Below are 22,360 nucleotides of genomic sequence, written 5' to 3' on the forward strand. Positions count from 1 at the left end.
GCAGGGCGTGCTCGGCACTCACGGCCGGAGGGATTCGCCCATGAGCACGGTCGCTTTCCTCCCTGCTCACACTCGCCACCGGAGGTGGCTCGCGTGAGCGATGTCCTACTGGGGACCGTCGTCGTCCCGGTCGCCTCGCCCGACGACGCCCGCGTGACGGCCACCGCGCTCGACGAGTACGTCGACGACATCGACCGCGTCACCGTCGTCCACGTCATCGAGCGGTCGGGCGCCCCGCCCGAGGAGACGGGCGAGGAGGGCCGGACCGGCGTCTCGGACGAGGCGCTCGCCGCGTTCGAGACGGCCTTCGACGGCTCCGACGTCGAGGGTCGTCGGGTGTACTCGACGGACGTCGTCGACGGAATCCTCGACGTCGCCGCCGAGGTCGGCGCGACGGCGGTCGTCTTCACCCCGCGCGAGGGCGGTCGACTGGTGCGCTACCTCTCGGGCGACGTCGCCCTTCGGCTGGTCACCGAGGCGCCGATACCGGTGATCAGCCTGCCGCGATCGGACGCGGAAGCCTGAGGACCCTTCGAGGGGCCATCTGGGCCGGACCGAACCCGCCCGTGGCCGCCGGTCGGAACCGATCCTGAACCGTCGGTTCGCCAACGGATTCGCGCTCGACAATCGGCGACACCCGGTCCGCTCTCGAAACGCCGTACTGCCGTAGTATCGCGGTTACCGAGACAGTTCCCCCCTCGCGTTCGACGTCCTGACGCCTCCACCGAACGACCACGACCGGAGAAGTAGTCTCGACGCTGACTGGATGTGAACTGCAGTTCACCGAGACGTTAAGTGGCGTGCTGACTCCCATCCGGTGGCGACAGGTCGGGCGGGCACGTGTGCCTCTGACATGTCATCCCCCCGCCCGCTCGGCCTCGCCGTCCGTTCTGCGCCCCGGAACCGGTAAGTTACGTGCCCGGATACTGTGTCGTATGCCCGGTGACCTGACGGGCCCCGAAGCGGCGCTCCGGAGCAACGGTATCAGCGTCGAGTCCCTCTCACGCGGCGACACGCTCGCGCTGACGTACCTGACGGCCTTCCCGGGCGCGTCGGTGAACCACCAGGAGATGGGACGCGCGTGCAACACCTTCATCGAACTCACGGAGGAGGGTGCGTGGGACCCGGTACCCGTCGAGGCAACGGTCGTTCGCGCGCCCGGCGACGTCCAGGGACGCTGGCGGCTCGATCCCGACTGGATCCGGGACCTCGGCGCCTACCGCATCTCGGAGGAGGAGTTCTCCGCCCGCGTGCTCGACACGCTCGAGGAACCGGCAGTGGGGGAGCCGTGACCCAGTCCCGCGACCCCGAGGCGGGTGCCCGACGGCGCGACCGCGACGAGCCGTCGCGCGAATCGTACGCCACGCGGCGCGTCACCTTCGACTCGGCCGGCGAGGTCTGCACCGGGACGCTCTACCTCCCGGCCGACGTCGCCGACCCTCCCGTCGTCGTCATGGCGAACGGGCTGGCCGCGGAGGCGGGGTTCGGCCTCCCGCGCTACGCGAAGCGGTTCGCCGCGGCCGGGTTCGCCGCGTTCACGTTCGACTACCGGGGGTTCGGCGGATCGACGGGCAAGCCGCTGGTGCTCCCCGGGCGCCAGCTCGACGACTGGCGGGCCGCACTCGACGCCACGACCGGGTTCGCCGGCGTCGGGACGGGACGCGCGCTCTGGGGGACGTCGCTCTCCGGCGGGTACGTGCTCACGCTCGCCGCCGAGCGACACGACATCGACGCGGTGCTCACGCAGGTCCCGTTCCTCGACGGTCGGAAGCTCCTCCGGACGAAGTCCCCGGGATTCCTGCTCCGGGCCGTCGCCGCGGGTCTGCGCGACCGCCTCGGCGCGTTCGTCGGCCGGACCAGGGACGTGAAGGTGTACGGCGAGACCGACGAGTTCGCGCTGCTGAACGAGCCGGGGGCGAAGGACGGCTACGTCCGTCTCATCCCGCGCGAGTCGCGGTGGCGGAACCGGACGCGAGCGCGGACCACCCTCGCGCTCCCGCGGTACCGCCCGGTTACCGACGCGGGGGAGGTGTACGCGCCGACGCTCGTCGTCGGGGCCACGGAGGACGACATCCTCCCGTACGGTCCGGTCGAGACTCTGGTCGAGAACCTCCGCGACCCGACGCTCGTCTCGAAGCGGATCGGTCATTTCGACGTCTACCACGACGCGTTCCCCGAACTCGTCGACCACCAGCTCGCCTTCCTCCGGGCGACGCTGTGACCGCCGGGTGGCGCCGCGACCGGTGGGGGCCGCCACGACGACCCGGTGCCGTAATCGCCGACGGAGCTACCTTTTCCTCCCCCCGTTCCCAGGGCCACACATGAGCACGAGCGAGGTGGTCGAACTCGAGGGCCACATCATCGACTCCGGGCTGATGGAACGCGCCTTCACCGTCGTGATGGACATGGGCGCGGAGTTCGAGGTGGAGGAGTTCCGGGTCGGCCGGCACAGCGACGAGGCGTCGTACTGCCGGCTCCGCGTCTTCGCCGAGGACGAGCACACGCTGCACCCGATCCTCCACGAACTCCACCAGTCGGGCGCGACGCTCGCGGCCCCGACGGACGCGACGCTGGAACCGGCGCCGGAGGACCGCGTCGTCCCGGACGGCTTCTACTCCACGACGAACCACCCGACGGACGTCCGCGTCGACGGCGAGTGGGTCCCCGTCGCCGACATCGAGATGGACTGCGCGGTCGTGGTGTCGGAGGCCGCGGACGGGTCGGTGCGCGCGCGAACGAAGGTGCTGAACGCCATCGAAGGCGGGGATCGGGTCGTGACGGGCGACGCTGGCATCCGGGTCAAGCCGCCCGAGCGCCCCCGCGGTTCGTCCGGCCCGTTCGGGTTCATGCGCGGCGGCGTCTCCGCGGAGCGTCCCTCGGAGTCGCTCATCCGCCGGGTCGCCGAGTCAATCGCGGAGACGAAGGCCGAGGGCGGCGACGTGCTCGTCGTCGCCGGCCCGGCGGTCATCCACTCCGGCGCGGGCCCCGCCCTGGCCCGACTGGTCCGGGAGGGGTACGTCGACGCGATCTCGGCCGGGAACGGGTTCGCCGTCCACGACATGGAGCGGTCGATGTACGGCACGTCGCTCGGGATGGACGTGGAGACGATGGAGCACCCGCGGAAGGGACACAAGCACCACATCTACACCATCAGCCAGGTGGTCCGCGCCGGCGGTATCGAGGCGGCGGTCGAGGAGGGGCTCGTCGAGGACGGCGTGATGTACGAGTGCGTCACGAACGACCGCGACTTCGTGCTCGCGGGGTCGATCCGCGACGACGGCCCCCTGCCCGACACCATCACCGACGCGGTCGAGGCGCAGAACGCCATCCGGGAGCAGGCCCACGAGGCCGACCTGGTGTTGATGCTCTCCTCGCTGCTCCACTCGGTCGCGGTCGGGAACTGCCTCCCCTCGACGACGCGCGTCGTCTGCGTGGACATCAACCCCGCGACAGTCACCCAACTGCTCGACCGCGGGTCGGCCCAGGCGGTCGGCATGGTCACCGACGTGGGGATGTTCGTTCCGACGCTCGCCGACGAACTGCTGGAGTAGGGCAAGTCGGGGTTCTGTTTTTCGGGCACTCGGTCGAACCTATGCGGTGGCGCGTGCCGGCTGGCCTCCGTGCCAGCCGGATGCGCGCGAGGGATGAGCACCACAGCGCGAACGAAGTGAGCGCGAGGAGCGCAATCGGTTGGGGAGGGTGTGGCTCACATCACGCTCGGGGTAGTGGTCTGCTCGTTTGCGGTACAAGGTTGGATACGACTGACGAATCTAGCGGATACTGTGTCGGAACCCACCGAGTTTCTATCTTAAACCGACTCACGAGGGACGACGCGCATCGGCAAGTTCGCCCGCAACAGCAGGTCCTGCGCGACGCTGCCGAACACGATCTTCGCGGTCGGGTTCCGCTTGCGGATGCCCATCACGAGTTCGTCCGCGCCCACCTCCTCCGCGTGCCCGAGCACGTCCTCGACGGGGTCGTTCCCCCGGACGTACTGGTGGGTCTCGACCCGGACGACGCCCCGGAGGTTCTCCTCCACGACCTCTAGGGCGTCCTCCCCCGCCCGGATCTCGTCGGCGTCCGTCGAGTCGCCCCCCGGTTTCGAGTTCACGGCGTGGACCTCGTCGTCCGCATCGAGGCACTCCCGCAGGTACGAACAGAGGACGTCGCTCGTGCGGACCGAGTCGGTCGCGAGTACGAACAGCATACCACCAGGTGCCTCCGGGGGGAGAATAACGGTACCGGCTGATTCGGCCACCCCGCACGGCCCGAACTGCTTCGTTTCCCGTCGAAGCGCCACTACACAAAACATTTAGGCGGACTCCGAGAAGCCGACCTCGTGTCACGCGAGAGACTACTGGCGGGATCGGCCGCCGTCGTACTCGCGCTCGCCCTCCTCACGGCCACCCTCGCGCCGGGCGTCCTCGCCTCGCCCGCCGAGGACGACCCGGTTCGGCCGGGCCCGGTCGGCGTCGAGGAGGTCGCCATCGCTCACGGCGACGTCGGCGGCGCGACGGCTGAACTCCGCCTCCACGCGCGCATCGATCACGACCGCAACCCGACCGACAACGTGTCGGTCCGGTTCCGCGCCTACGACGCCGAGTCGGGGCTCCTGGCGGCCGAGCGGACGGTCGACGTCGGAACGCTCACGGGCGACGCCTCGGTCCCCGTGAACGCCACCCTCCGCGTCGACCGCGAGGGCGGCTACCGCCTGGAGACGACCGTGTTCCGCGACGGTAGGCGGGTCGACCGGTCGTCCACCGAGGTCAGGGGGATGGAAGCGCTGACCCCGGCGTACGCCGAGACGGACGTCCGCTTCACCGAGAGCGACGTCGTTCCCCCGGTGGCCGTGTCGGTCGACGCGGTCGAGGGTGACCGGACGACGCTCCGCGTTGCCGCGTCGCTGACGAACGCGGGCGACGCGCCGAGCGAGGACCTCCGCGTGGAACTCCTGCTCCGCCAGGCGGACTCGAACCTCGTCGCGGACCGGACGAGCGTCGACGTCGGCGACATCCGGCCGGGTCGGACGACGGACGCGGCGACGACGCTCACCGTGCCGGCGAACTACAACTACTACGTCGACGCCGCGCTGTACAAGGACGGCGTGCTCGTCGACTCGGCCCGCTCGGTCGCCAACCTCGACCCGCGGGAGACCATCTCGGCCAACGAGACCGAGCGCGAGATCGAGTTCAGCGTCGGCGACTTCGCGGACGGCGGCGGCGGCGCCGACCGTCCGACCAATGGAGCCGAGGAGACATCGTACACCCAGACCCCCGGATTCACGGCCGCACTCGCGGTCGTCGCACTGCTCGCCGCGGCGCTCTTCGCACGGAGGAGGACCAATGACTGACGCACCCACCACCGACCGAACCGAACAGCGCGACGACCGCCACGCCACCGACGCCGACGGGGGTGACCGCGACATCGCGACCCTGTTGAACAGGATCGCGCTCGCGGCGCTGGTGCTGCTCGCCCTCGTCGCGGCCCTCCAGTTCTACCTGGCGGTCTCGGCGACCATCGACCGCTGGGTGGTCCGCGAGTACCGGTCGCTGTTCCGCGCGGCGTTCAATCTCGCCCTGCTGCTGCTGGCGGGGTACGGAATCTCGGTGCAGGTTCGGCGACTGCGGTAAACTGTGCCGCCCGGGTGACGGTAGCCCGAACTTACCGGTGTTCGTTCCCGTACCGTTGGACCGGAGTGCGGTCTACGGTCCGTTCTTCCACGGTTTCTCCGCCAGCCAGTCGTCGCGCAGGAGCCCGTACCACAGCACGTCGTGGTACTCCCCGCGGAACCAGGCCGCCTCCCGAAGGGTGCCCTCGTGCTGGAAGCCAAGCGACTCCAGCAGGGCGGCCGACGCCTCGTTGAAACTCCCGAGCCGTGCGCTCACCCGCCGGAGGTTCCGGTCCTCGAAGGCGTACTGCACCATCCGCGCGGCGGCGTCCGAGCCGTACCCCTGCCTGTGGTGTTCGGGTGCGAGCCAGTAGGCGAGTTCCGCCGAGCGCGACCGGGCCGTCTCCCCGGGTCCGTACTTCGACTCGGTCAGCGAGACGAATCCGATCGGCTCCTCTCCGTCGCAGACGAGACACCGTACACCGTCGTCACCGCAGACGACGTCCTCGAAGAACTCCGCTCCCTGTCGACGGTTCATCGGGTCGACGTCGAGCGCCGGCCGCCACACCCGGGGGTCGTTCATACAGCGCTGGATGAACTCGACGTCCTCCTCCTCCGCCGGTCGAAGGGTCACTGCATCGCCCTCGAGAAAGACCGGTCCTGGCATACCTCCCGATTCCACCGCCCGGGGAAAAGTGCACCTCCGGATTCAGGCCACGACGAGCCACGCGAGGAACACGACGAGTCCGCCCAGTATCGTGCTCGCGACGGCGTGGACGCGCATCCGGTCGAGCACCACGTGGGCGTTCCCCTCGTGTGCGAGCGAGTCGTGGATCTCGCTCCCGAGTTCGCACTCCGGGAGGAAGTCCATCGCGACGTGGAGGAACACGCCCGTCGCGAAGCCGAAGACGACCCCGCGAACCGGCCCGGACGCGGGGAGCGCGAGGAACGACGAGACGGCCGCGGCGATGCCGACCCCTGCGGCCGGCAGGAGTATCGCACGCCAGTCCCCTCCCTGTCCAGTGTAGCGGTTCACCGCCGCGTAGCCGGCGGGCCCCTTGTGCGAGACGATTGCGAGCCCGAGCAGCGGTCCGAGTTCCGGCATGTTGCCGTAGATGATACCGATGATCGCGCCTGCGGAGACGGCGTGGGCGGTCAGTTCGGCGAGCGTCCGGTCGATCGGTAGGTCCATGTGCGCGAGCCGGTGGCCGAGCGTGTGGGCGCCGAAGCCGACGAGCAGGCCCAGCGCGACGCCGAACCCGCCGTAGGTGGGGTCCTGGCCCATCGCCTGGGGCAGCAGGAACACGGCGGCGCTCGTCACCATCGCACCGCTCGCGAGGCCGTACCCCCACACGAGGACGCCCGCGTTCTCCCTGGGCGCCCGGGAGCCGAACCAGCCGGCCACCGCCATCCCGAGGAACGCCACCCAGGCGATTCCGAACAGCTTCTCGCGGCCGGCTCCCAGCGCGAGCAGCGTCGTCCCGACGAGTGCGGCCGTGCTGAGACCGCCGAGGACCGCCGTCCGTCTGGTCGTCCGGGCGGCGTCGGCGTCGACTGTCGCTTCCATCTTATTACTAATTCTATTATGGGAGTTAATAACAACTACGATTCAGGGGGCGACCCGGCGGGAGACCCATCCACTCGCGCCGCTCGGGAACGGCTTCGACTCCGCGTCGTCCTGGACTGTACCGTCGGCCTCGACGGCGCGGACGACCACCTCGTGTCCCCCGGTCGCCTCGTACTCGTGGCGCCACATCCGCCAGGCGTCGGCCGCCTCGCCGCCGACGTCCTCCGGGTCAGCGTCGGCCGGTATCGCCGCCGGAAGGCGCTCCGAGAGCGTCGCCTCCGTCCACGACTCCCCGCCGTCCGTGGACACCTCGACGGCGGAGACGCCCCGGGTTCCAGCGTAGGCGTGTCCGCCGACGGTCACGCTGCCGCTGGAAGCGTCGACGCTGTGGAGCTTTGCGACCGTGTTCACCGGTCCGGTGCCGTGCCAGCCGCGCTTCTCCCAGTAGCCCTCGCGCTCCTCGCGGACGACTTCGATCTCGGTGAGCCACTTCACGTTGATCTCGCCCCAGTGACCGGGGACGAGTGCGCGGACCGGGGCACCGTGTCCCTTCGGGAGGGACCGCCCGTTCATCCCGTAGGCCAGGAACGCCGACCGCATCGCCTCCAGCGGGAACGACTGGAAGTAACCGTCGGCCGCCCGGACGTACACGCAACAGGGCTCGTCGTCGGGAACACCTACCTCTTCGAGCACGTCCGTCATCGGGACGCCCGTCCACAGCGCGTTGTCCAACTTCTTCCCGTTCAGCGAGTCGCCGACGCATCGGAGGGTGACGAACCGGTGCTCCGCCGGCCGACCCTCCAGGTCCGCGAGGGAATACTCGCGCACCCCCTCCACGGCCCCGGAAACGGTGAGCGACCACGTCTCGCGGTCGACGTCGGGGTCGGCCGGGTTGATGTCGACCTGGTAGAACCGTTCCGAGACGAGCGGATCGATGTCGGCGAGCGGGAGCGAGCGGTCCTCGGCGGTCGAGAGCATGGTTCGGACGAGCGAGTCCGACGTCTCCTTGGCGGGATTCCCCCCTGCCTTGGGATCGCTACTGCCACCTGCTCCCCGTCGTACGCCGAGAACGCCGGCGAGCCCGACGGTCGCTGCCGCGGTGCCGAGAGAGCGGAGCAGGTCCCGCCGCGCCACGTCCACTCCGCCGACAGCTCCGCGGCCCGCGACGCCGACGACCGCCGCGCCGACGGCCCCGCCGACGAGCGCGGGGAGCGGGGCGACGGTGAGCGCGAACGCGACGAACGCCTGCACTGTCCCGACGGCGAACACGGTCTCCGCCCGCTCGCGGTCGAGCGCCCGGCCGGTCAGGACGGTCACGAATGCGAGCCCGCCGAACAACAGGACGGTCGTCAGGCCGGCGCCGACGACCAGGAGCGGCTGTGCGAGGTCGCCGAGCCGCTGGATGCCGAACGCCACCAGCCCGTCCGGCGTGAGGAAGAACAGGGTTCGGGCGAGCGCGAGGACGACCCAGCGCTCCGCGAAGCCCGCGACGAGGAACGACCCGGCGACGACGCCGACTCCCGAGGCGAGCGTGACCAGCGCCCGTCGCCGCGTCGGCCGGTTCATGCCGGAGGGTTTCGACGCTATTCATAAAGGGATGCCGCGGATTGGCGCGGGCCGAACACTGATGGCCCGCCGCTCCGTGTTTCCGGCATGGACGAGTCGGGCGACGCTGGCGGGAGCGGCAGTGTCGACGGGACGGGCGGCGATGGCGGATCGGGCAGCGTTGACGCGTCCGAGGGCGTCGAGACGGTGCGAACGCGGCCGTGCCCCTTCTGCGGCGCGTCGATGGACCACCGGCACTGCAAGTACGTCTGCCCCGAACACGGCGTCGTGATGGACTGCGCCGACACCTTCTACCACCGCTAGGGTACGAACGAGGTCTGCGGGCTGGATGGCGGACCGAGCCGTGCCCACCAATCGTTATAGTGTCCGCGTCCCTACTTCGTTCCAGCTAGGATGAACGCACCGAACGTCCGTGACCGAGTGAGCGTCCGCTCACTCCAGTGACGGGAGCAGACGACCCTGTTGCGCGGAGCAAACGCATCCAGCAGCGGACCGGCAGGACGTTCCACTTCGCGACACGCCTGCTCCCCGAGCGCGTTCGGCACCCCACGTACGTCCTGTACGCGTTCTTCCGGGTCGCGGACGAGGTCGTCGACGCCGAGGACACCGCACCTCCGGCGGAACAGCACGCGCAACTCGAACGACTCCGCGAGGCCGCGCTCGGGCGGGTCGAAGCGGACGACCCCGTCCTCGCCGCGTTCGCGGAGATACGCGAGGCGTACGGTATCGCCGAGGAGGACGTCGAGGCGTTCGTTGACGCGATGATCGCCGACATCACCACCGACCGCTACGAGACGTACGCGGACCTGGAAGCGTACATGGACGGCTCCGCCGCCGCGGTCGGGCGGATGATGACGGCGGTGATCGGCCCCGACGACCCCGACGCGGCGCTTCCGCACGCGACCGCCCTCGGCGAGGCGTTCCAGTTGACGAACTTCGTCCGTGACGTTCGGGAGGACATCGTCGACCAGGACAGGGTGTACCTCCCGAGGGAGACGCTTGCGACTAACGGCGTCACCGAGGAACAACTCCGGCGGTTCGAGTTCGACGAGAACGTCGCGGCGGCCGTTCGTCACGAACTCCGGCGGGCCGAATCGCTGTACGAGGAGGGCGTCGCCGGCATCGAATACCTCCCCCGGGACTGCCAGTTCGCCGTGCTGCTCGCCGCCGTCCTGTACGCCGAACACCACCGACTCGTCCGCCGACGAGGTTTCGACACGCTCACGGCGACACCGTCGCTGGGAACGGCCCGGAAGGCGTGGCTCCTGGTGCGGACGCGGGGCGCCTGGGCGCGAACGAAGGACCCCGAGGCCGTCTTCCACCGGGTGAGTGCGACGAACCCCGACGGGCGGACCCGCGACAGCCGGGACCACCTGGACTGTATGCCGGCCCGGTAGACTCCCGCGATCCGGTCGACACTCTCGCCAACACGGATACTTTCGCCCTCGTGAACACTCCCGCCACCCGAGTCAGGGACGAAGGAGCGACGCGTCGAACCGGTTCGCCCGGACCAGCCAGTACCCGATCAGGGCGGCGACGAGCGCCGGAACGGCGTTGCCGAAGGCGGCGTTCACGCCGCCCCAGAGGATGACGAAGCTCACCATGTCGTCGAGGGCGAACTCGCAGTCAGCGAGCCGTCGCCGGAGCGCGGCCCGGTCGAACGCCGCGTCGAACGTCGCGACGGCGACGGTCGCCGAGAGGATCCAGCCGCCGAAGTTCGAGAGCGGGACGCCGTAGAACCCGCCGCCTGAGAGCGCCGCGAGCGCGCCCCCCCGAGCCACGTCGTCGTACGACCAGAAGCCCAGCGCGACCGCGCCGGGGTCCAGCACCACGTCCATCAGCAGGACGAGCGCGACGACTGCGCCGAGCCGCGTCGCCGCGTGCTCGGCCCGGTCGCCGAGCAGCAGGAGACACAGCAGGTACGCGTTCGCCACCAGCGGGAGGAAGAACACCGGCAGTCCAAGGGGGACGCCGGCGGCCATCGGCCCGAGGGCGACGCCGTACTCGAACGCCCCGTAGGGCCAGCCGGTGTGGACGCCGACGTACTCGATCCCGTAGGCGTACAGCGTCAGCAGGCCGACGCCGGCGAGGGCGCGACGGTCCGCGACGGGCGCGACGGCGGCGATCAGCGGCGAGCGCATCACGAGCGTACCCAGTAGGACGAGGGTCCCGTTGAACGCCAGCCAGTCCGGAACCGCGGGGACGGTAGCGCTCGCGAGCAGCAGGACGATCCCGATCAACGGGAAGACGACGGAGATGGTGAAGCGGTTCCCGCGGACGAGCGCTTCGAGCCGAGTCTCCGCGTCGCGGCGGTCGTCGGGCCACCACTCGCGCACCGTCGAGGCGACCGTGCTCACGGCAGCACCGCCCCGGGCGGCACGATGCGCGTTAACCCGCCGATCGTGAGCGCCGTGCCGACGACCGTGTTGATAGCCGGATACCACCAGTACGCGCGGTCCACGTCGACGTCGGCTCGGCGGATCCCGACGACGAGAACCGGGTACACCAGGAGGAGCGCGCCGAGTCGCGGGTCGACGAGCGCGAACGCGAGGGCGGCCAGCAGCCAGCAGACCGCACAGTAGGCGAGCGTCCGATCCTCGCCGAGCACCGTCGCCGTGGTGCGGATTCCTGCTGCCCGGTCGGGTTCGATGTCGGGGATCGCCGAGAACGTGTGCATCGCCATCGCCCACAGCCATCCACCGACGAGCGCCGCGAGCGGCGGGTGGGCGCCGGCGACGGTCGCGAACGCGGCCGTGCCGGGGAGGACGTACAGGCCGTTCGAGAGCGAGTCGAGGGGCGGCGTCGTCTTGAACCGGAGCGGCGGCGCGCTGTACGCCACCCCGAGCAGGAGGAAGCCGGCGAGGTACGGCCACGCGACCCGGGGCGTGACCGGGAAGAGCGCGAGGCCGAGCAGGAACGAGACGGCGACGACGGTCGGGACGAGACGACCGCCACCGTACCGGGCCTCGCGGCCGTCCTTCTTCGGGTTCTCCGCGTCGACCCCGCGGTCGAACACGTCGTTCACGCCGTACAGCAGGAGGTTCGCCGGAACGAGGAAGTAGCCGAACAGCGCCAGGGTCCGCGGCGTAACGAGTTCGGGGACGCTCCCGGCGCCGAACGCGACCCCGACGAGCACCGGGCCGGCGAGGTAGAGCCAGAATCGGGGCCGCGAGAGCGTGAGGAGGTAGTCGAACCGGGCAGCGGGAGCCGCGTTCATCGTGGATCTTCCATCGGTCACTCCCTGGCTATGACCTCGGCGGTGAGCAGCCCGCTGATGAGACACATCGGGACGCCGATGCCGGGGGTCGTGTACGAGCCGGTGAAGTAGAGCCCGTCGACGGCCGAGGAGCGGTGGCTCGGCCGGAACGGCGCGGTCTGGCGGAGCGTGTGCGCCATCCCGAGCGCCGTGCCGTTCCGGGAGTTGTAACGGTCCGCGAACTCCTCGATGCAGAACGTCTCCTCGAGGACGATCCGGTCGCGGAGGTCGACGCCGGTGTTCTCGGCGACGTCGTCGAGGACGTGTTCGCGATAGCGGTCCCGGTGCTCCTGACTGTCGTCGAGGCCTGGTGCGATGGGGACCAGCGCGAACAGGGCGCTGTGTCCCTCGGGCGCGACGGAGTCGTCCGTCTCGGAGGGGACGCAGAGGTAGTACGCCGGGTCGTCGGGCCACGCCGGGTCGTCGAAGATGGCCGCGAAGTGGTCGTCCCAGTCGGTCGGGAGCACGAGCGTGTGGTGCGCGAGGGGGTCGAGGTCGCCCTCGACGCCGAGGTAGAGCAGGTACGCGGAGGGCGCGTACGTTCGGGACTCCCAGTACTCCGCATCGTACTGGCGCTTCCCGGGCGGGAGGAGCTCCTGCTCGGTGTAGGCGTAGTCGGCGTCGGAGACGACGCGGTCGGCCAGGAACCGCCGGCCGTCCTCCAAGTCGACGGCGAAGCCCCCCCGTCTGCCCTCGATGGCCTCGACCGGCGCGTCGGTGACGTACTCCACGCCGAGCTCGCGGCCGAGGTCCGCGATACCGTCGACGACCGCGCCGATACCGCCGTCGGGGTAGTAGACGCCCAGCGTGAAGTCGACGTGGCTCATCAGGTTGTACAGCGCGGGCGTGTTGTGCGGGGACCCGCCGAGGAAGACGAGCGAGTACTGCATCAGCTGCTGGAGCTTCGGGCTCTCGAAGTAGTCCTCGACGTGGCCCTGCATCGTGCCGAGCAGCGAGAGCCCGCGGGCGTTGCGGAGCACGTCGAGGTCGACGAAGTCGCGGAGGCGCTCGCGGTGCTCGTACACGAAGTGCTCCATGCCGACCTCGTAGTCGCGCTTCGACTTCTCGAGGTACGCCTCGAACACCTCGCCCGCGCCGGCCTCGTAGGACTCGAACGTCTCCCGGTTGGCCTCCCGGTCGGGGACCATGTCGACCCGGTCCCCGTCCTTGAAGAAGACGCGGTAGTGCGGGTCGAGTCGCGAGAGGGTGTAGTACTCCTCCGGCGTCCGGTCGAAGTGGTCGAAGAACGTCTCGAACACGTCGGGCATCAGGTACCACGAGGGGCCCATGTCGAACCGGAACCCGTCGGCCTCCAGGACGGACGCGCGGCCGCCGAGCTGCTCGTTCTTCTCCAGCAGGGTCACGTCCGCGCCGGCGTCGGCGAGGTAACAGGCCGTCGAGAGCCCGCCGAACCCCCCGCCGACGACGGTCACGTCGTCGCCGGCGAGCGCCGACAGGTCCCGGGGCTGTCGCATGAAACCGTACTACGGAGGCGTGCTGTATAAACCTGGGCTGCTCGGGTTCGTAGAACGGTCATCCCCGACGAGTATGGAGTCGCTGACGTGTTGGGCAGCCGAAGGGGTGGTATCCGAACGGGGATGCTCCGAGGAGTGCCGTAGCGAAGACCGCGGAAGCTCCCGCGGCTCCTTCCATTCCCACCCGGAGGCCAGTTCGACGGCGTATCGATTCCTGGCTGACCGGTGTGTGTCGTCAGGTGGTCAGCCGGCAATGGCGCGCAGGAGCTTTCATCACGTTATGAGGACTGGTCGCAGCACCAATAACAACCGACCAGACGAAAGTGAAAGTCCGCGAAATTCGATCGAATCGTCAGGTTACGACGTCGAGGGGCTCATCTGGATGTTCAGCCCCTTCTGGATGATCTGGGTGAACGCCATCGAGCACAGGAAGTACCAGATGATCCACGTCGGCATGATGAGCAGGTTGTCCGTCCAGGCGACCTGCCCCCAGATGGGGAGGACGACGTCGGCGAACTCCGCCGACGGGTCGCCGCTGGCGCCGCGGAAGCCGACCTTCCAGTAGAGCCAGAGGAAGAACGGTATCGTGAACACCATGATCCACACCATCGGGCGGAACTGCTCCTTGAACATCCCGAGCTGGTCGCCCATCGCGTCCATCTGCTCCTCCTGGATGCGGTCGACGGCGTCGTCGTCGCCGCGGTTCTTGGCCTCCTTCATCCGGCCCTGGATGTCCTTCATCCGGTTCTGGTAGGCCGCCATGCGGTCCATGTCCATGAGGTTCGCACGCAGGAGCGTGGAGTAGAGCCCGGTCAACGTGGCGATGACCATGATGACCGCGTACAGCGGGAGCGAGTCCTGCAGCGGGCCGAGGACGACGTCCATGCCGCCGCCGATGACGTCCCGCACCGGGCCGTAGGAGTAGCCGATGAAGAACAGCACGGTGACCGCGGCCGCGCCCTTGTCCCACTTGCTCCACGAGGCCCCCTCGGAGTCGGGGACCTCCGGGATGTCGCCACCGCCGCCTGCGCCGTCGGTGCCCTCCTTCGGTTCGAGGCCCGCCTCGATGGCCTCCCGGTCCGCGAGCGCGAACCCGGACTGGCCGTCCTCGAGGATGCCCCGCTCGATGAGCCGGCCCCACTGACCGCTGGAGATGTCCCCGCGCACGTCGACCCACTGGATCTCGCCGTCCTCCGCGCGCTCGAGGACGAGTTCGATGGCCTCGCGCATCTCGGGGTCCTCGGCCAGGTCCCGGACGCGCGATTCGATACGTGCCATTGTCAGGCGCTAAGCGACGGGTGGGTAAGAAGGTTGTACTCTTCGATGCGCGTCGGAGCGCCGCATTTAGGCATCCCTAAAGAACGACAGACTTTAGGACGGCCTAAACAACGGTGGAGACGACAGATGGCTTCGGACACGTTCGAATCGGTGGGGAAGGGAGCCGGCACGAAGTCGCCGGACATCTGCGTAGTCGTCCCGACGATCCGCGAGTACGAGTGCGTGCGGGCGTACGTCGAGAACGCCCGCCAGCACGGCTTCGACGTCGACCGGCTCCACGTCGTCCTCGTCACCGAGGACTTCTGTGACGCCGACGCGATGCGGGCGATGCTCCGCGAGGAGGACGTCTCCGGCACGGTGTTCGACGGCGCCGGCCGGGACGAGTGGCTCGCGGACCGCGGCGTCGCCGACTACGGGCACCTCGTTCCCGCGGCCAGCCACGCCCAGACCTCCTTCGGCCTGCTCTACCTCTGGGCCAACGAGTTCGAGTACGGCGTCTTCGTCGACGACGACACGCTCCCGCACCCGGACCACGACTTCTTCGGCGAGCACCTCGCGACCCTCGAGTACGAGGGCGACCTGACCGAGGTGCGGTCGGACGAGCGGTGGGTGAACGTGCTCTACCAGAACGCCGACGAGCACGGCCTCTACCCTCGGGGCTACCCGTACGGGGCGATGGACGAGGCCGTCGAGACGGACACCGCACGCGTCGAGAACGTCGTCGCCTCGCAGGGGCTGTGGACGAACGTTCCCGACCTCGACGCCGTCCGCATCCTGATGGACGGCGACCTGCGGGGACAGGCCCGCACCCGCACGTCGGCCGCGGACTTCGACGGGGACTTCGTCGCTGCGCCGGGCCAGTACCTCACGGTCTGCTCGATGAACCTCGCGTTCCGCCGGGAGGTCGTCCCCGCGTTCTACCAGCTCCCGATGGACGACAACGAGTGGGACGTCGGGCGCTTCGACGACATCTGGTCGGGCGTCTTCCTGAAGCGCGCGGCCGACCTGCTCGGGGACCGGATCGTCACGGGGAGCCCCCTCTGCGAGCACAACAAGGCGCCCCGACCGACGTTCGACGACCTCAACGACGAGGTGCCGGGGCTCGAACTGAACGAGCACCTCTGGGAGATCGTCGACCAGGTGTCGCCACCGACCGCCGGGACCCCCGACACCGATGGCGTCGCCGATGCGGAGGAGTACGCGGCCGTCTTCGACGCGATGGCCGAGCGGCTCGCGACCGGCGACTGGAGCGAGTACGCGAACGGCGCGTTCCTGACCCACTGCGGGGTGTACATGCGCGACTGGCTGGATTGCCTCGCGGCGCTGGCGCCGGCCGAGGAGCGACGGGTGGTGACCGCCGATGACTGACGGAGCGCCGAACTCCGACGCGGACGCCGGGTGCGTCGGGCGGGCCGACCCGGTCGGGACGGTTCGACGGAGCCGTCGGCGGTTCCTCGCGGCGGCCGGCGCCGCCGGAACGGCCGGACTGGCGGGCTGTTCGTCCGGCTCCCCGTTCGGATCGTCCACGGAGACCCCCGGGGAGGTCTCGTTCTCGGACTTCCGCGGCTCCGGGCCGCTCGTCGAGTCGCGGCCGCCCCTGGAGGGAACCCGCATCGAGGACCTGCCCGAACTGAGCGGCGAACTGGACGTCTACCTCGGCGGCGGCGAGAGCGGACTCTACCGCGACCTCGTCTCGCTGTTCGAGGGGATCTACCCCGACTTCACGGGGCGGATCCGCGCCTACGGCGCCGCTGAGGCCGCGAACACCATCGTCACCGAGGGCGAGTCGACGCCGGCCGACGTGTTCTGGTCCGTCGACGCGGGGTCGCTCGGCGCTGTGGCCGCCGAGGGGCTCACCGCGACGCTCCCCGACGAGGTCGTCGAGCCGGTTCCCGACACCTTCCACCCCGACGGCCAGTGGGTCGGTACCGCGGGCCGCGCCCGCGCAGTCCCGTACAACACGGATCAGCTCTCGGCCGACCAGATCCCCGACACCGTGATGGACTTCCCCGGTGCGGCACCGCTGGGGGGCGCGATGGGCTGGGCGCCGACGTACGGCGCCTTCCAGGCGTTCGTCACCGCGATGCGCGTCCTCGTGGGCCGCGACCGGACCGAACGGTGGCTGCGGGGGATGCTCGACGCGGGCGTCTCCGAGTACCAGGACGAGTTCCTCGTCTCCAACGCCGTCGCGGAGGGCGAGATAGCCGCCGGCTTCGCGAACCACTACTACGCGCTCCGTGTGCGGTCGAGCAGGCCGGACGCGCCGCTCGACCTCGCGTTCACCAGCGGCGACGCGGGCGCGCTCATCAACGTCGCCGGCGCGGCACAGCTGGCGCCGAGCGACGACGAGGAGCTCGCCCGGAACTTCATCCGACACCTCCTCTCGGCGGAGGCCCAGGAGTTCTTCGCCACCCGGACGTACGCGTACCCGACGATCCCGGGGATCCCGCCGGTCGGCGGCCTCCCCACCATCGACGAACTGGACCCGCCCGAACTGGACCTGACCGAACTCTCGGACGTCCAGCCGACGCTGGAACTGCTCCGGGAGACCGGCGTTCTCTGATGCCGACCGACGGCGACGACGCGTCGGGCGGCGGCGGCGTCCTCGCTCACCGATGGGGCGAGGAAACGGCGGGAGGAACGGCCGGGCTGCTCCTGGCGGCCGCGGCCGTGGCGGTCGCCATCGCCGTGCTGTCGCCGGTCCTATGGCTGGTGCTCAGGGCGGCCGAGGTCGGGGTCGTGGAGGCCGTCGCGCTCGCCACCTCCCCCACCGCGCTCGGCGTGCTCGTCAACAGCCTGCTGCTCGTCGGCCTCGTCACCGCCGCATCGCTCGCGCTCGGCGTCCCGCTCGCGGTCCTCACCGTCCAGACCGATCTCCCGTTCGGCCGCTTCTGGACCGTCGTCGCCGCGCTGCCGCTCGTCCTGCCGAGCTACGTCGGCGCGTTCGCGTACGTCTCGGCGTTCGGCCCGCGCGGCGAACTCGCGGACCTGCTGGCGCCGCTGGGCGTTCGGGTCCCGACCATCTACGGGCTCGAGGGAACCGTGCTCGTCCTGACGCTGTTCGTCTACCCCTACGTGTTCCTCACGACGCGCGCGTCCCTGCTGTCGTTCGACACGGCGCAACTGGAGGCAGCGCGGACGCTGAACCACGACTACCGGTCCGCGTTCAGGCGGATCGTGTTGCCCCAGATCGCGCCGGGCGTGACCGCGGGCGCGCTGCTGGTCGCGCTGTACGCCCTGTCGGACTTCGGGACGCCTGCGATCATGCAGTACGACGCCTTCACGCGCGTCATCTACGTCGAACTCGGCGCCTTCGGGCAGGGCCGGGCGACGGTGCTCGCGCTCGAACTGCTCGGCGTCACCGCGCTCGTCCTCGCGCTCGAATCCCGGGTCGGCCCCGACGAGTCCGGCGGCTACGGGTCGGCCGCGTCGTCGTCGACGGTCCTCGAACTGGGTCGGCTTCGGTGGCCCGCGACGCTGTTCCCGGCGGCCGTGGCGACGTTCACGCTCGCGCTGCCCGTCAGTATCCTCGCGATGTGGCTGCTCAGGAGCGGTCCGGCATACGCGGGCGGGGGACTCGCGTTCGAGTGGTCGTTCGGCCTGAACTCGGTGTCCGCCTCGCTGCTCGCCGCCGCCGCGACCGTGGTGCTCGCGCTGCCGGTCGCCTACTACGCCGGGCGCTCCGATTCGGTCGCGGCGAGGCTGGCGGAGCGCTCGACGTACGTCGGCTACGCGATGCCCGGCGTCGTGCTCGCGCTCGCGCTGGTGTTCTTCGGGACGCGCTACGCCCCCGGGCTGTACCAGACCCTCCCGCTGCTGGTGTTCGCGTACGTCGTCCGCTTCCTGCCCCAGGCGGTGGGCACCACTCGGTCGTCGGTGCTCGGCGTCGACGCGGACCTCGTGGGCGCGGCCCGGACCCTCGGGGAGCCCCCGCGGGGCGCGTTCCGCCGGGTGACGCTCCCCCTCATCGCGCCGGGGCTGGTCGCCGGCGCCACGCTGGTCTTCCTCACGACGATGAAGGAGCTTCCCGCAACGCTCGTTCTCCACCCGACAGGGTTTACAACGCTCGTGACGTACATCTGGCGAGTTCAGGAGGCCGGGTACTACGGCCGGGCCGCGCTGCCGGCGCTCGCGCTGGTGGCCGTCTCCGGCCTGTCGATGGTGCTCCTGTTGCGCCAGGAGGGAACCGATGGTTGAGAGGACGCTCGACGAGGGGACGGCGGACGGGACCGGTGGGAGCGACGCATCCGTCGGAAGCGGCCGGGAACGACGGCGTCACGGGGGCGGAGCGGACGACGGGACCGAGGACGTGCTCGACACCGAGGCGGACGCCTCCTCGGATCAGTACGCCGACGCCGAGCCAGTGCTGGAACTGCGGGGCGTCGCCAGGGAGTACGGCACCGAGACCGCAGTCAGCGGACTCGACCTGACCGTCCGGGAAGGGGAGCTGCTCACCCTCCTCGGCCCGTCGGGCTGTGGGAAGACGACGACCCTCCGGACGATCGCCGGGCTGGAGGAGCCGACCGACGGGGTCGTCGTCGTGGCCGGCGAGACGGTCGCCGGCGACGGTGCGGCGACGGACCCCGAGGACCGTGACGTCGGCATGGTGTTCCAGGAGTTCGCGCTGTTCCCCCACCTCTCGGTCGCCGAGAACGTCGCCTTCGGCCTGCAGGACGCCGGAAACGGAGAAACTGAGCGACGGGTGGCGGACCTGCTGGATCTCGTCGGACTGTCCGAGTACGCCGACACGTCCCCCGACGCGCTCTCGGGCGGCCAGCGTCAGCGGGTCGCGCTCGCCCGGTCGCTCGCGCCCGAACCGGACGTGCTGCTGCTCGACGAACCGTTCTCGAACCTCGACGTGCGGCTCCGGACCCGGATGCGCGAGGAGGTCCGCCGTATCCTGAAGGAGGCCGGCGTCACGGCCGTCTCGGTCACCCACGACCAGGAGGAGGCGCTCAGCATCTCCGACCGCGTCGCCGTGATGCACGACGGGACCGTCGAGCAGGTCGGCACGCCCGAGGAGGTGTTCGAGCATCCCGAGTCCCGGTTCGTCGCGGAGTTCATCGGCCAGGCGAGCTTCCTCCCCGGCCGCTTCGAGGACGGCAGCGTCGAGACGGCGCTGGGCGTGCTCGGCGAGGACCTGCTTCAGGGACTGACGCCCGACTACGACGGGGCCGACATCGACGTGCTCGTACGGCCCGACGACCTCCGCGCCGTCCCGACCGAGGGGGCGGGCGACGGCGTCATCGTCGGCCGGACGTACACCGGCCCGTCGTTCGTCTACGACGTCGAACTCGACGGCGGCCGGGTCGTCCGGTGTGAACACAACCACGCGACCGAGTTCGCGCTGGACCGACGGGTCGCGGTCGACCTCGTCGCCGACCACACGCTCGCGTGGTACCCCGCCTCGTCGGACGCCGCCGGGGAATGATCGACAGCCTCGCGTGGGCGGTCCGACGGCGCCTCCACTCCGTGACGCGCACTGCGAGAAGGGGCGTGACTCGCGCGGACGCCGTCGCTCTCCTCCTGACGGTCGCCGCGGCGGTCGTCGCCGTGCTCGTCGCGACGCGCCTGTTCCCCTACCACACGCCCAACCACGACGAGGCCGTCTACCTGCAGCAGGCGGCGATGCTGCTCGACGGGCGACTGTTCCTCGACCCGCCGGTGGCCGAGTCGTTCCGGCCGTGGTTCTTCGTCCGAGCCGAAGACGGCTCGCTGTACTCGAAGTACGCGCCCGTGCCGGCGGCGATGTTCGCGGTCGGGACGCTGCTCGGCGGTCCCCGACTCGCGCTCGGCGGCATCGCCGCCGCCGTCGTCGTCCTGACCCACCTGACGGTCCGTGAGGCGTTCGACGCGCGCCACGGCGCCGTCGCCGCCGGGTTCCTCCTCGCCTCGCCGCTGTTCGTCGTCCAGTCTGGCGTGTTCCTCCCGTACGCGGCGACGACCGTGTGGAACCTCCTGTTCGCGTTCGCGTACCTGCGGGCCGACCGCACCGGATCCATCCCCTGGGCGGCGGTCGCCGGCGTCGCGGTCGGCGTCGCGTTCTTCTCGCGGCCGTACACGGCGACGCTGTTCGCGGCGCCGTTCGTCGCCCACGCGGTTTGGCGAATCGGCAACTGGGGGGCGGTCGGATCGCTGGGATCGCACGCCTCGGCTGTCGCCGACGGGGTCGACCGCGACGCGCTCGACCGAAATTTCGTCACCGCGGTACTCGGCTGTGCCGGCGTCACGGGCGCGCTCGTGTACAACTGGGGTCTCACGGGCGACCCGCTGGTGTTCCCCTACGCCGCGTTCGCGCCCGCGGACGGCCTGGGGTTCGGCCGTCGCGAGATCCTCGGCTACGAGGTCGTGTACACGCCGGGCCTCGCGATCGAGGCGAACGCACGGGTGCTCGCCGCGTTGCTCTCCGACTGGGTCGCAGGCGGCCCCGTCGGGAGCCTGCTCGCCGCGGTCGGCCTCGGCCTGGTTGCGGCACGGGCCGCCGGTCAGGGGGGAGCCGACTCCCGCCGGCTCGCGCTCGCCGGTCTCGCCCTCTCCATCCCGCTGGGGAACGTCCTCTTCTGGGGGAACCTGAACGTCCTCGGCACCCTCGAGACGCCCGGAGACGGGCTGATCTCGCTGCTCGGGCCGTACTACCACTTCGACGTGCTCGTCCCCGCGGCGGCGTTCGCGGCCCACGCGCTGATCGTCGGCGGGGGTCGCCTGACGGCGCTCGTGCGCGGCCGAGTGCCGTCGGAGCGACGCTCGGCCGCGCTCCTCGCGGCCGTCGCGGTGGTGAGCGCGGCGACGTTCGCGGTGCCGGCGGCCACCGCGATGGGGGAGCCGGTCGAGCGGAACGCCGCCGTGACGGAGGCGTACGCGGAGGCGTACGAGCCGTTCGAGGAGCGCTCGTTCGACGACGCGCTCGTGTTCCTCCCGACGCCGTACGGCGACTGGCTCAACCACCCGTTCCAGCCGCTTCGGAACGATCCCGGGTACGACGGCGACGCGGTGTACGCGCTCCGGGAGAACCAGTTCGCCGTCGTCGACGCGTTCCCGGACCGGAGCCTCTACCGCTACACGTACCGCGGAACCTGGGCGCCGTCGGCTGGCGCGACAGTCGAGCCCCGACTCCAGCGCGTGCGCCACGTCTCGGGGGACGGCGTCCGGATGGACGCGGCGGTCGGAATCCCGACCGACGCGCAGTCGGTCTCGGTCCGCCTCGATAGCGCGAACGGGAGCGCGTTGTTCGCGGCGAACGGGACGCCCGACTCCCTCCCGCTCTCGCTGATCGTCGCGGACGGGCGGGCGACCCTCGACGGTCCCGTCAGCCCGGTCGGCGACGACACGTCGGTCCCGGTTCGGGGGCGCGAGACGCTCGAACTCGAGGTCTACGTCAGCACGGGAGGGACGGCCGCGTTCAGCTACTGGCTCGATGTTCCGGTTCTCGTCGAGGGGGACGGTGCCCGCGCGCTGACGCCCTACGCCGAAGTGTGTACGACGCCGCGTCTCTGCGGCGGGGAAGCGGCGTACGTCCCCCGTACGGCCGGGGAGGGCGTCTCGGCCGATCTCGAACTGACGACGGCGAACGGGAGCGCCCCCGACGGACTCGCCTCGAACGGATGACAAGC

21 protein-coding genes are annotated in these 22,360 nt (G+C 70.5%); 13 read left to right on the forward strand and 8 right to left on the reverse strand.

All coding sequences use genetic code 11. From position 1 onward, the window contains the following. Window positions 1–93 precede the first annotated feature (93 nt). The 4 genes from HUG10_RS00725 to HUG10_RS00740 all read left to right on the forward strand — a co-directional run bounded on the left by HUG10_RS00725 (window position 94) and on the right by HUG10_RS00740 (window position 3,551). On the forward strand, window positions 94–525 hold the full coding sequence (locus tag HUG10_RS00725) for a universal stress protein (RefSeq protein WP_179167724.1): 432 nt from the start codon (window positions 94–96) through the stop codon (window positions 523–525). Between the two features lie 410 nt (window positions 526–935). After that, on the forward strand, window positions 936–1,292 hold the full coding sequence (locus HUG10_RS00730) for a hypothetical protein (RefSeq protein WP_179167725.1): 357 nt from the start codon (window positions 936–938) through the stop codon (window positions 1,290–1,292). Beyond that, window positions 1,289–2,221 (forward strand): alpha/beta hydrolase, encoded by a 933-nt coding sequence (locus HUG10_RS00735; RefSeq protein ID WP_179167726.1) that lies wholly within the window; start codon window positions 1,289–1,291, stop codon window positions 2,219–2,221. The genes HUG10_RS00730 and HUG10_RS00735 overlap by 4 nt, the downstream gene beginning before the upstream one ends. 100 nt (window positions 2,222–2,321) lie before the next feature. Next, window positions 2,322–3,551: an ornithine cyclodeaminase gene (locus HUG10_RS00740; protein ID WP_179167727.1), complete on the forward strand. Its 1,230-nt coding sequence runs from the start codon at window positions 2,322–2,324 to the stop codon at window positions 3,549–3,551. 257 nt (window positions 3,552–3,808) lie between these two features. Here the strand turns inward: HUG10_RS00740 and HUG10_RS00745 are convergent, their stop codons facing one another. After that, window positions 3,809–4,207, reverse strand: a complete 399-nt coding sequence (locus HUG10_RS00745) for a universal stress protein (protein ID WP_179167728.1) — start codon at window positions 4,205–4,207, stop codon at window positions 3,809–3,811. Between the two features lie 132 nt (window positions 4,208–4,339). On the opposite strand from HUG10_RS00745, the gene HUG10_RS00750 reads away from it, so the two are divergent. Together HUG10_RS00750 and HUG10_RS00755 are read left to right on the forward strand one after the other, a co-directional pair. Next, window positions 4,340–5,350 carry a DUF7490 domain-containing protein gene (locus HUG10_RS00750; protein WP_179167729.1) on the forward strand — a complete coding sequence of 337 codons (1,011 nt, stop codon included), beginning with the start codon at window positions 4,340–4,342 and terminating at the stop codon, window positions 5,348–5,350. Then, a complete protein-coding gene (locus tag HUG10_RS00755) occupies window positions 5,343–5,630 on the forward strand; it encodes a hypothetical protein (protein WP_179167730.1) in 288 nt (95 codons plus the stop codon). The genes HUG10_RS00750 and HUG10_RS00755 overlap by 8 nt, the downstream gene beginning before the upstream one ends. 72 nt (window positions 5,631–5,702) lie before the next feature. Here the strand turns inward: HUG10_RS00755 and HUG10_RS00760 are convergent, their stop codons facing one another. The 3 genes from HUG10_RS00760 to HUG10_RS00770 are packed head-to-tail and all read right to left on the reverse strand — an operon-like array spanning window position 5,703 to window position 8,741. Then, complete coding sequence (locus HUG10_RS00760) at window positions 5,703–6,275, reverse strand: GNAT family N-acetyltransferase (RefSeq protein ID WP_179167731.1); 573 nt, start codon at window positions 6,273–6,275, stop codon at window positions 5,703–5,705. Window positions 6,276–6,317: 42 nt separating this feature from the next. After that, window positions 6,318–7,175 carry a ZIP family metal transporter gene (locus HUG10_RS00765; RefSeq protein ID WP_179167732.1) on the reverse strand — a complete coding sequence of 286 codons (858 nt, stop codon included), beginning with the start codon at window positions 7,173–7,175 and terminating at the stop codon, window positions 6,318–6,320. Between the two features lie 42 nt (window positions 7,176–7,217). Further along, the gene (locus HUG10_RS00770; protein ID WP_179167733.1) at window positions 7,218–8,741 is read right to left on the reverse strand and encodes a molybdopterin-dependent oxidoreductase; all 1,524 of its coding nucleotides are present in this window, start codon (window positions 8,739–8,741) and stop codon (window positions 7,218–7,220) included. Between the two features lie 87 nt (window positions 8,742–8,828). Here HUG10_RS00770 and HUG10_RS22140 point away from each other — a divergent pair, with 87 nt between their 5' ends. Further along, window positions 8,829–9,044: an HVO_2523 family zinc finger protein gene (locus tag HUG10_RS22140; RefSeq protein WP_179167590.1), complete on the forward strand. Its 216-nt coding sequence runs from the start codon at window positions 8,829–8,831 to the stop codon at window positions 9,042–9,044. 137 nt (window positions 9,045–9,181) lie between these two features. Then, complete coding sequence (locus tag HUG10_RS00780; protein ID WP_179167734.1) at window positions 9,182–10,138, forward strand: phytoene/squalene synthase family protein; 957 nt, start codon at window positions 9,182–9,184, stop codon at window positions 10,136–10,138. A gap of 72 nt (window positions 10,139–10,210) precedes the next feature. Here HUG10_RS00780 and cruF read toward each other — a convergent pair whose 3' ends face one another. From cruF to HUG10_RS00800, 4 genes are all read right to left on the reverse strand, one after another. Beyond that, window positions 10,211–11,098 carry a bisanhydrobacterioruberin hydratase gene (gene cruF, locus HUG10_RS00785; RefSeq protein WP_179167735.1) on the reverse strand — a complete coding sequence of 296 codons (888 nt, stop codon included), beginning with the start codon at window positions 11,096–11,098 and terminating at the stop codon, window positions 10,211–10,213. After that, window positions 11,095–11,958: a prenyltransferase gene (locus HUG10_RS00790; protein ID WP_179167736.1), complete on the reverse strand. Its 864-nt coding sequence runs from the start codon at window positions 11,956–11,958 to the stop codon at window positions 11,095–11,097. Before HUG10_RS00790 ends, cruF begins: the two co-directional genes overlap by 4 nt. A gap of 17 nt (window positions 11,959–11,975) precedes the next feature. Next, on the reverse strand, window positions 11,976–13,472 hold the full coding sequence (locus HUG10_RS00795; RefSeq protein WP_179167737.1) for a phytoene desaturase family protein: 1,497 nt from the start codon (window positions 13,470–13,472) through the stop codon (window positions 11,976–11,978). A gap of 357 nt (window positions 13,473–13,829) precedes the next feature. Further along, the gene (locus HUG10_RS00800) at window positions 13,830–14,750 is read right to left on the reverse strand and encodes a DUF106 domain-containing protein (protein WP_179167738.1); all 921 of its coding nucleotides are present in this window, start codon (window positions 14,748–14,750) and stop codon (window positions 13,830–13,832) included. A gap of 126 nt (window positions 14,751–14,876) precedes the next feature. Between HUG10_RS00800 and HUG10_RS00805 the strand changes: the two genes are divergently transcribed. The 5 genes from HUG10_RS00805 to HUG10_RS00825 are packed head-to-tail and all read left to right on the forward strand — an operon-like array spanning window position 14,877 to window position 22,355. Further along, complete coding sequence (locus tag HUG10_RS00805) at window positions 14,877–16,118, forward strand: alpha-1 4-glucan-protein synthase (RefSeq protein WP_179167739.1); 1,242 nt, start codon at window positions 14,877–14,879, stop codon at window positions 16,116–16,118. After that, the gene (locus tag HUG10_RS00810) at window positions 16,111–17,313 is read left to right on the forward strand and encodes an extracellular solute-binding protein (protein WP_179167740.1); all 1,203 of its coding nucleotides are present in this window, start codon (window positions 16,111–16,113) and stop codon (window positions 17,311–17,313) included. Before HUG10_RS00805 ends, HUG10_RS00810 begins: the two co-directional genes overlap by 8 nt. Continuing rightward, window positions 17,313–18,947: an ABC transporter permease gene (locus HUG10_RS00815; protein ID WP_179167741.1), complete on the forward strand. Its 1,635-nt coding sequence runs from the start codon at window positions 17,313–17,315 to the stop codon at window positions 18,945–18,947. The genes HUG10_RS00810 and HUG10_RS00815 overlap by 1 nt, the downstream gene beginning before the upstream one ends. Beyond that, complete coding sequence (locus HUG10_RS00820) at window positions 18,940–20,181, forward strand: ABC transporter ATP-binding protein (protein ID WP_179167742.1); 1,242 nt, start codon at window positions 18,940–18,942, stop codon at window positions 20,179–20,181. Before HUG10_RS00815 ends, HUG10_RS00820 begins: the two co-directional genes overlap by 8 nt. Further along, window positions 20,178–22,355, forward strand: coding sequence for an ArnT family glycosyltransferase (locus HUG10_RS00825; protein ID WP_179167743.1), 2,178 nt, complete (start codon window positions 20,178–20,180; stop codon window positions 22,353–22,355). Before HUG10_RS00820 ends, HUG10_RS00825 begins: the two co-directional genes overlap by 4 nt. Window positions 22,356–22,360: the final 5 nt, after the last annotated feature.

Origin of the sequence: Halorarum halophilum (genome assembly GCF_013401515.1) — an archaeon.
GTDB lineage: Archaea > Halobacteriota > Halobacteria > Halobacteriales > Haloferacaceae > Halorarum > Halorarum halophilum.

What these genes read in the sequence shown, in the direction of transcription:
- HUG10_RS00730 (WP_179167725.1), top strand. Translation starts at nt 936, where the DNA reads ATGCCCGGTGACCTGACGGGCCCCGAAGCGGCGCTCCGGAGCAACGGT.
- HUG10_RS00740 (WP_179167727.1), top strand. Translation starts at nt 2,322, where the DNA reads ATGAGCACGAGCGAGGTGGTCGAACTCGAGGGCCACATCATCGACTCC.
- HUG10_RS00745 (WP_179167728.1), bottom strand. Translation starts at nt 4,207, where the DNA reads ATGCTGTTCGTACTCGCGACCGACTCGGTCCGCACGAGCGACGTCCTC.
- HUG10_RS00755 (WP_179167730.1), top strand. Translation starts at nt 5,343, where the DNA reads ATGACTGACGCACCCACCACCGACCGAACCGAACAGCGCGACGACCGC.
- HUG10_RS00760 (WP_179167731.1), bottom strand. Translation starts at nt 6,275, where the DNA reads ATGCCAGGACCGGTCTTTCTCGAGGGCGATGCAGTGACCCTTCGACCG.
- HUG10_RS00765 (WP_179167732.1), bottom strand. Translation starts at nt 7,175, where the DNA reads ATGGAAGCGACAGTCGACGCCGACGCCGCCCGGACGACCAGACGGACG.
- HUG10_RS00770 (WP_179167733.1), bottom strand. Translation starts at nt 8,741, where the DNA reads ATGAACCGGCCGACGCGGCGACGGGCGCTGGTCACGCTCGCCTCGGGA.
- HUG10_RS22140 (WP_179167590.1), top strand. Translation starts at nt 8,829, where the DNA reads ATGGACGAGTCGGGCGACGCTGGCGGGAGCGGCAGTGTCGACGGGACG.
- HUG10_RS00790 (WP_179167736.1), bottom strand. Translation starts at nt 11,958, where the DNA reads ATGAACGCGGCTCCCGCTGCCCGGTTCGACTACCTCCTCACGCTCTCG.
- HUG10_RS00795 (WP_179167737.1), bottom strand. Translation starts at nt 13,472, where the DNA reads ATGCGACAGCCCCGGGACCTGTCGGCGCTCGCCGGCGACGACGTGACC.
- HUG10_RS00800 (WP_179167738.1), bottom strand. Translation starts at nt 14,750, where the DNA reads ATGGCACGTATCGAATCGCGCGTCCGGGACCTGGCCGAGGACCCCGAG.
- HUG10_RS00805 (WP_179167739.1), top strand. Translation starts at nt 14,877, where the DNA reads ATGGCTTCGGACACGTTCGAATCGGTGGGGAAGGGAGCCGGCACGAAG.
- HUG10_RS00810 (WP_179167740.1), top strand. Translation starts at nt 16,111, where the DNA reads ATGACTGACGGAGCGCCGAACTCCGACGCGGACGCCGGGTGCGTCGGG.
- HUG10_RS00815 (WP_179167741.1), top strand. Translation starts at nt 17,313, where the DNA reads ATGCCGACCGACGGCGACGACGCGTCGGGCGGCGGCGGCGTCCTCGCT.
- HUG10_RS00820 (WP_179167742.1), top strand. Translation starts at nt 18,940, where the DNA reads ATGGTTGAGAGGACGCTCGACGAGGGGACGGCGGACGGGACCGGTGGG.
- HUG10_RS00825 (WP_179167743.1), top strand. Translation starts at nt 20,178, where the DNA reads ATGATCGACAGCCTCGCGTGGGCGGTCCGACGGCGCCTCCACTCCGTG.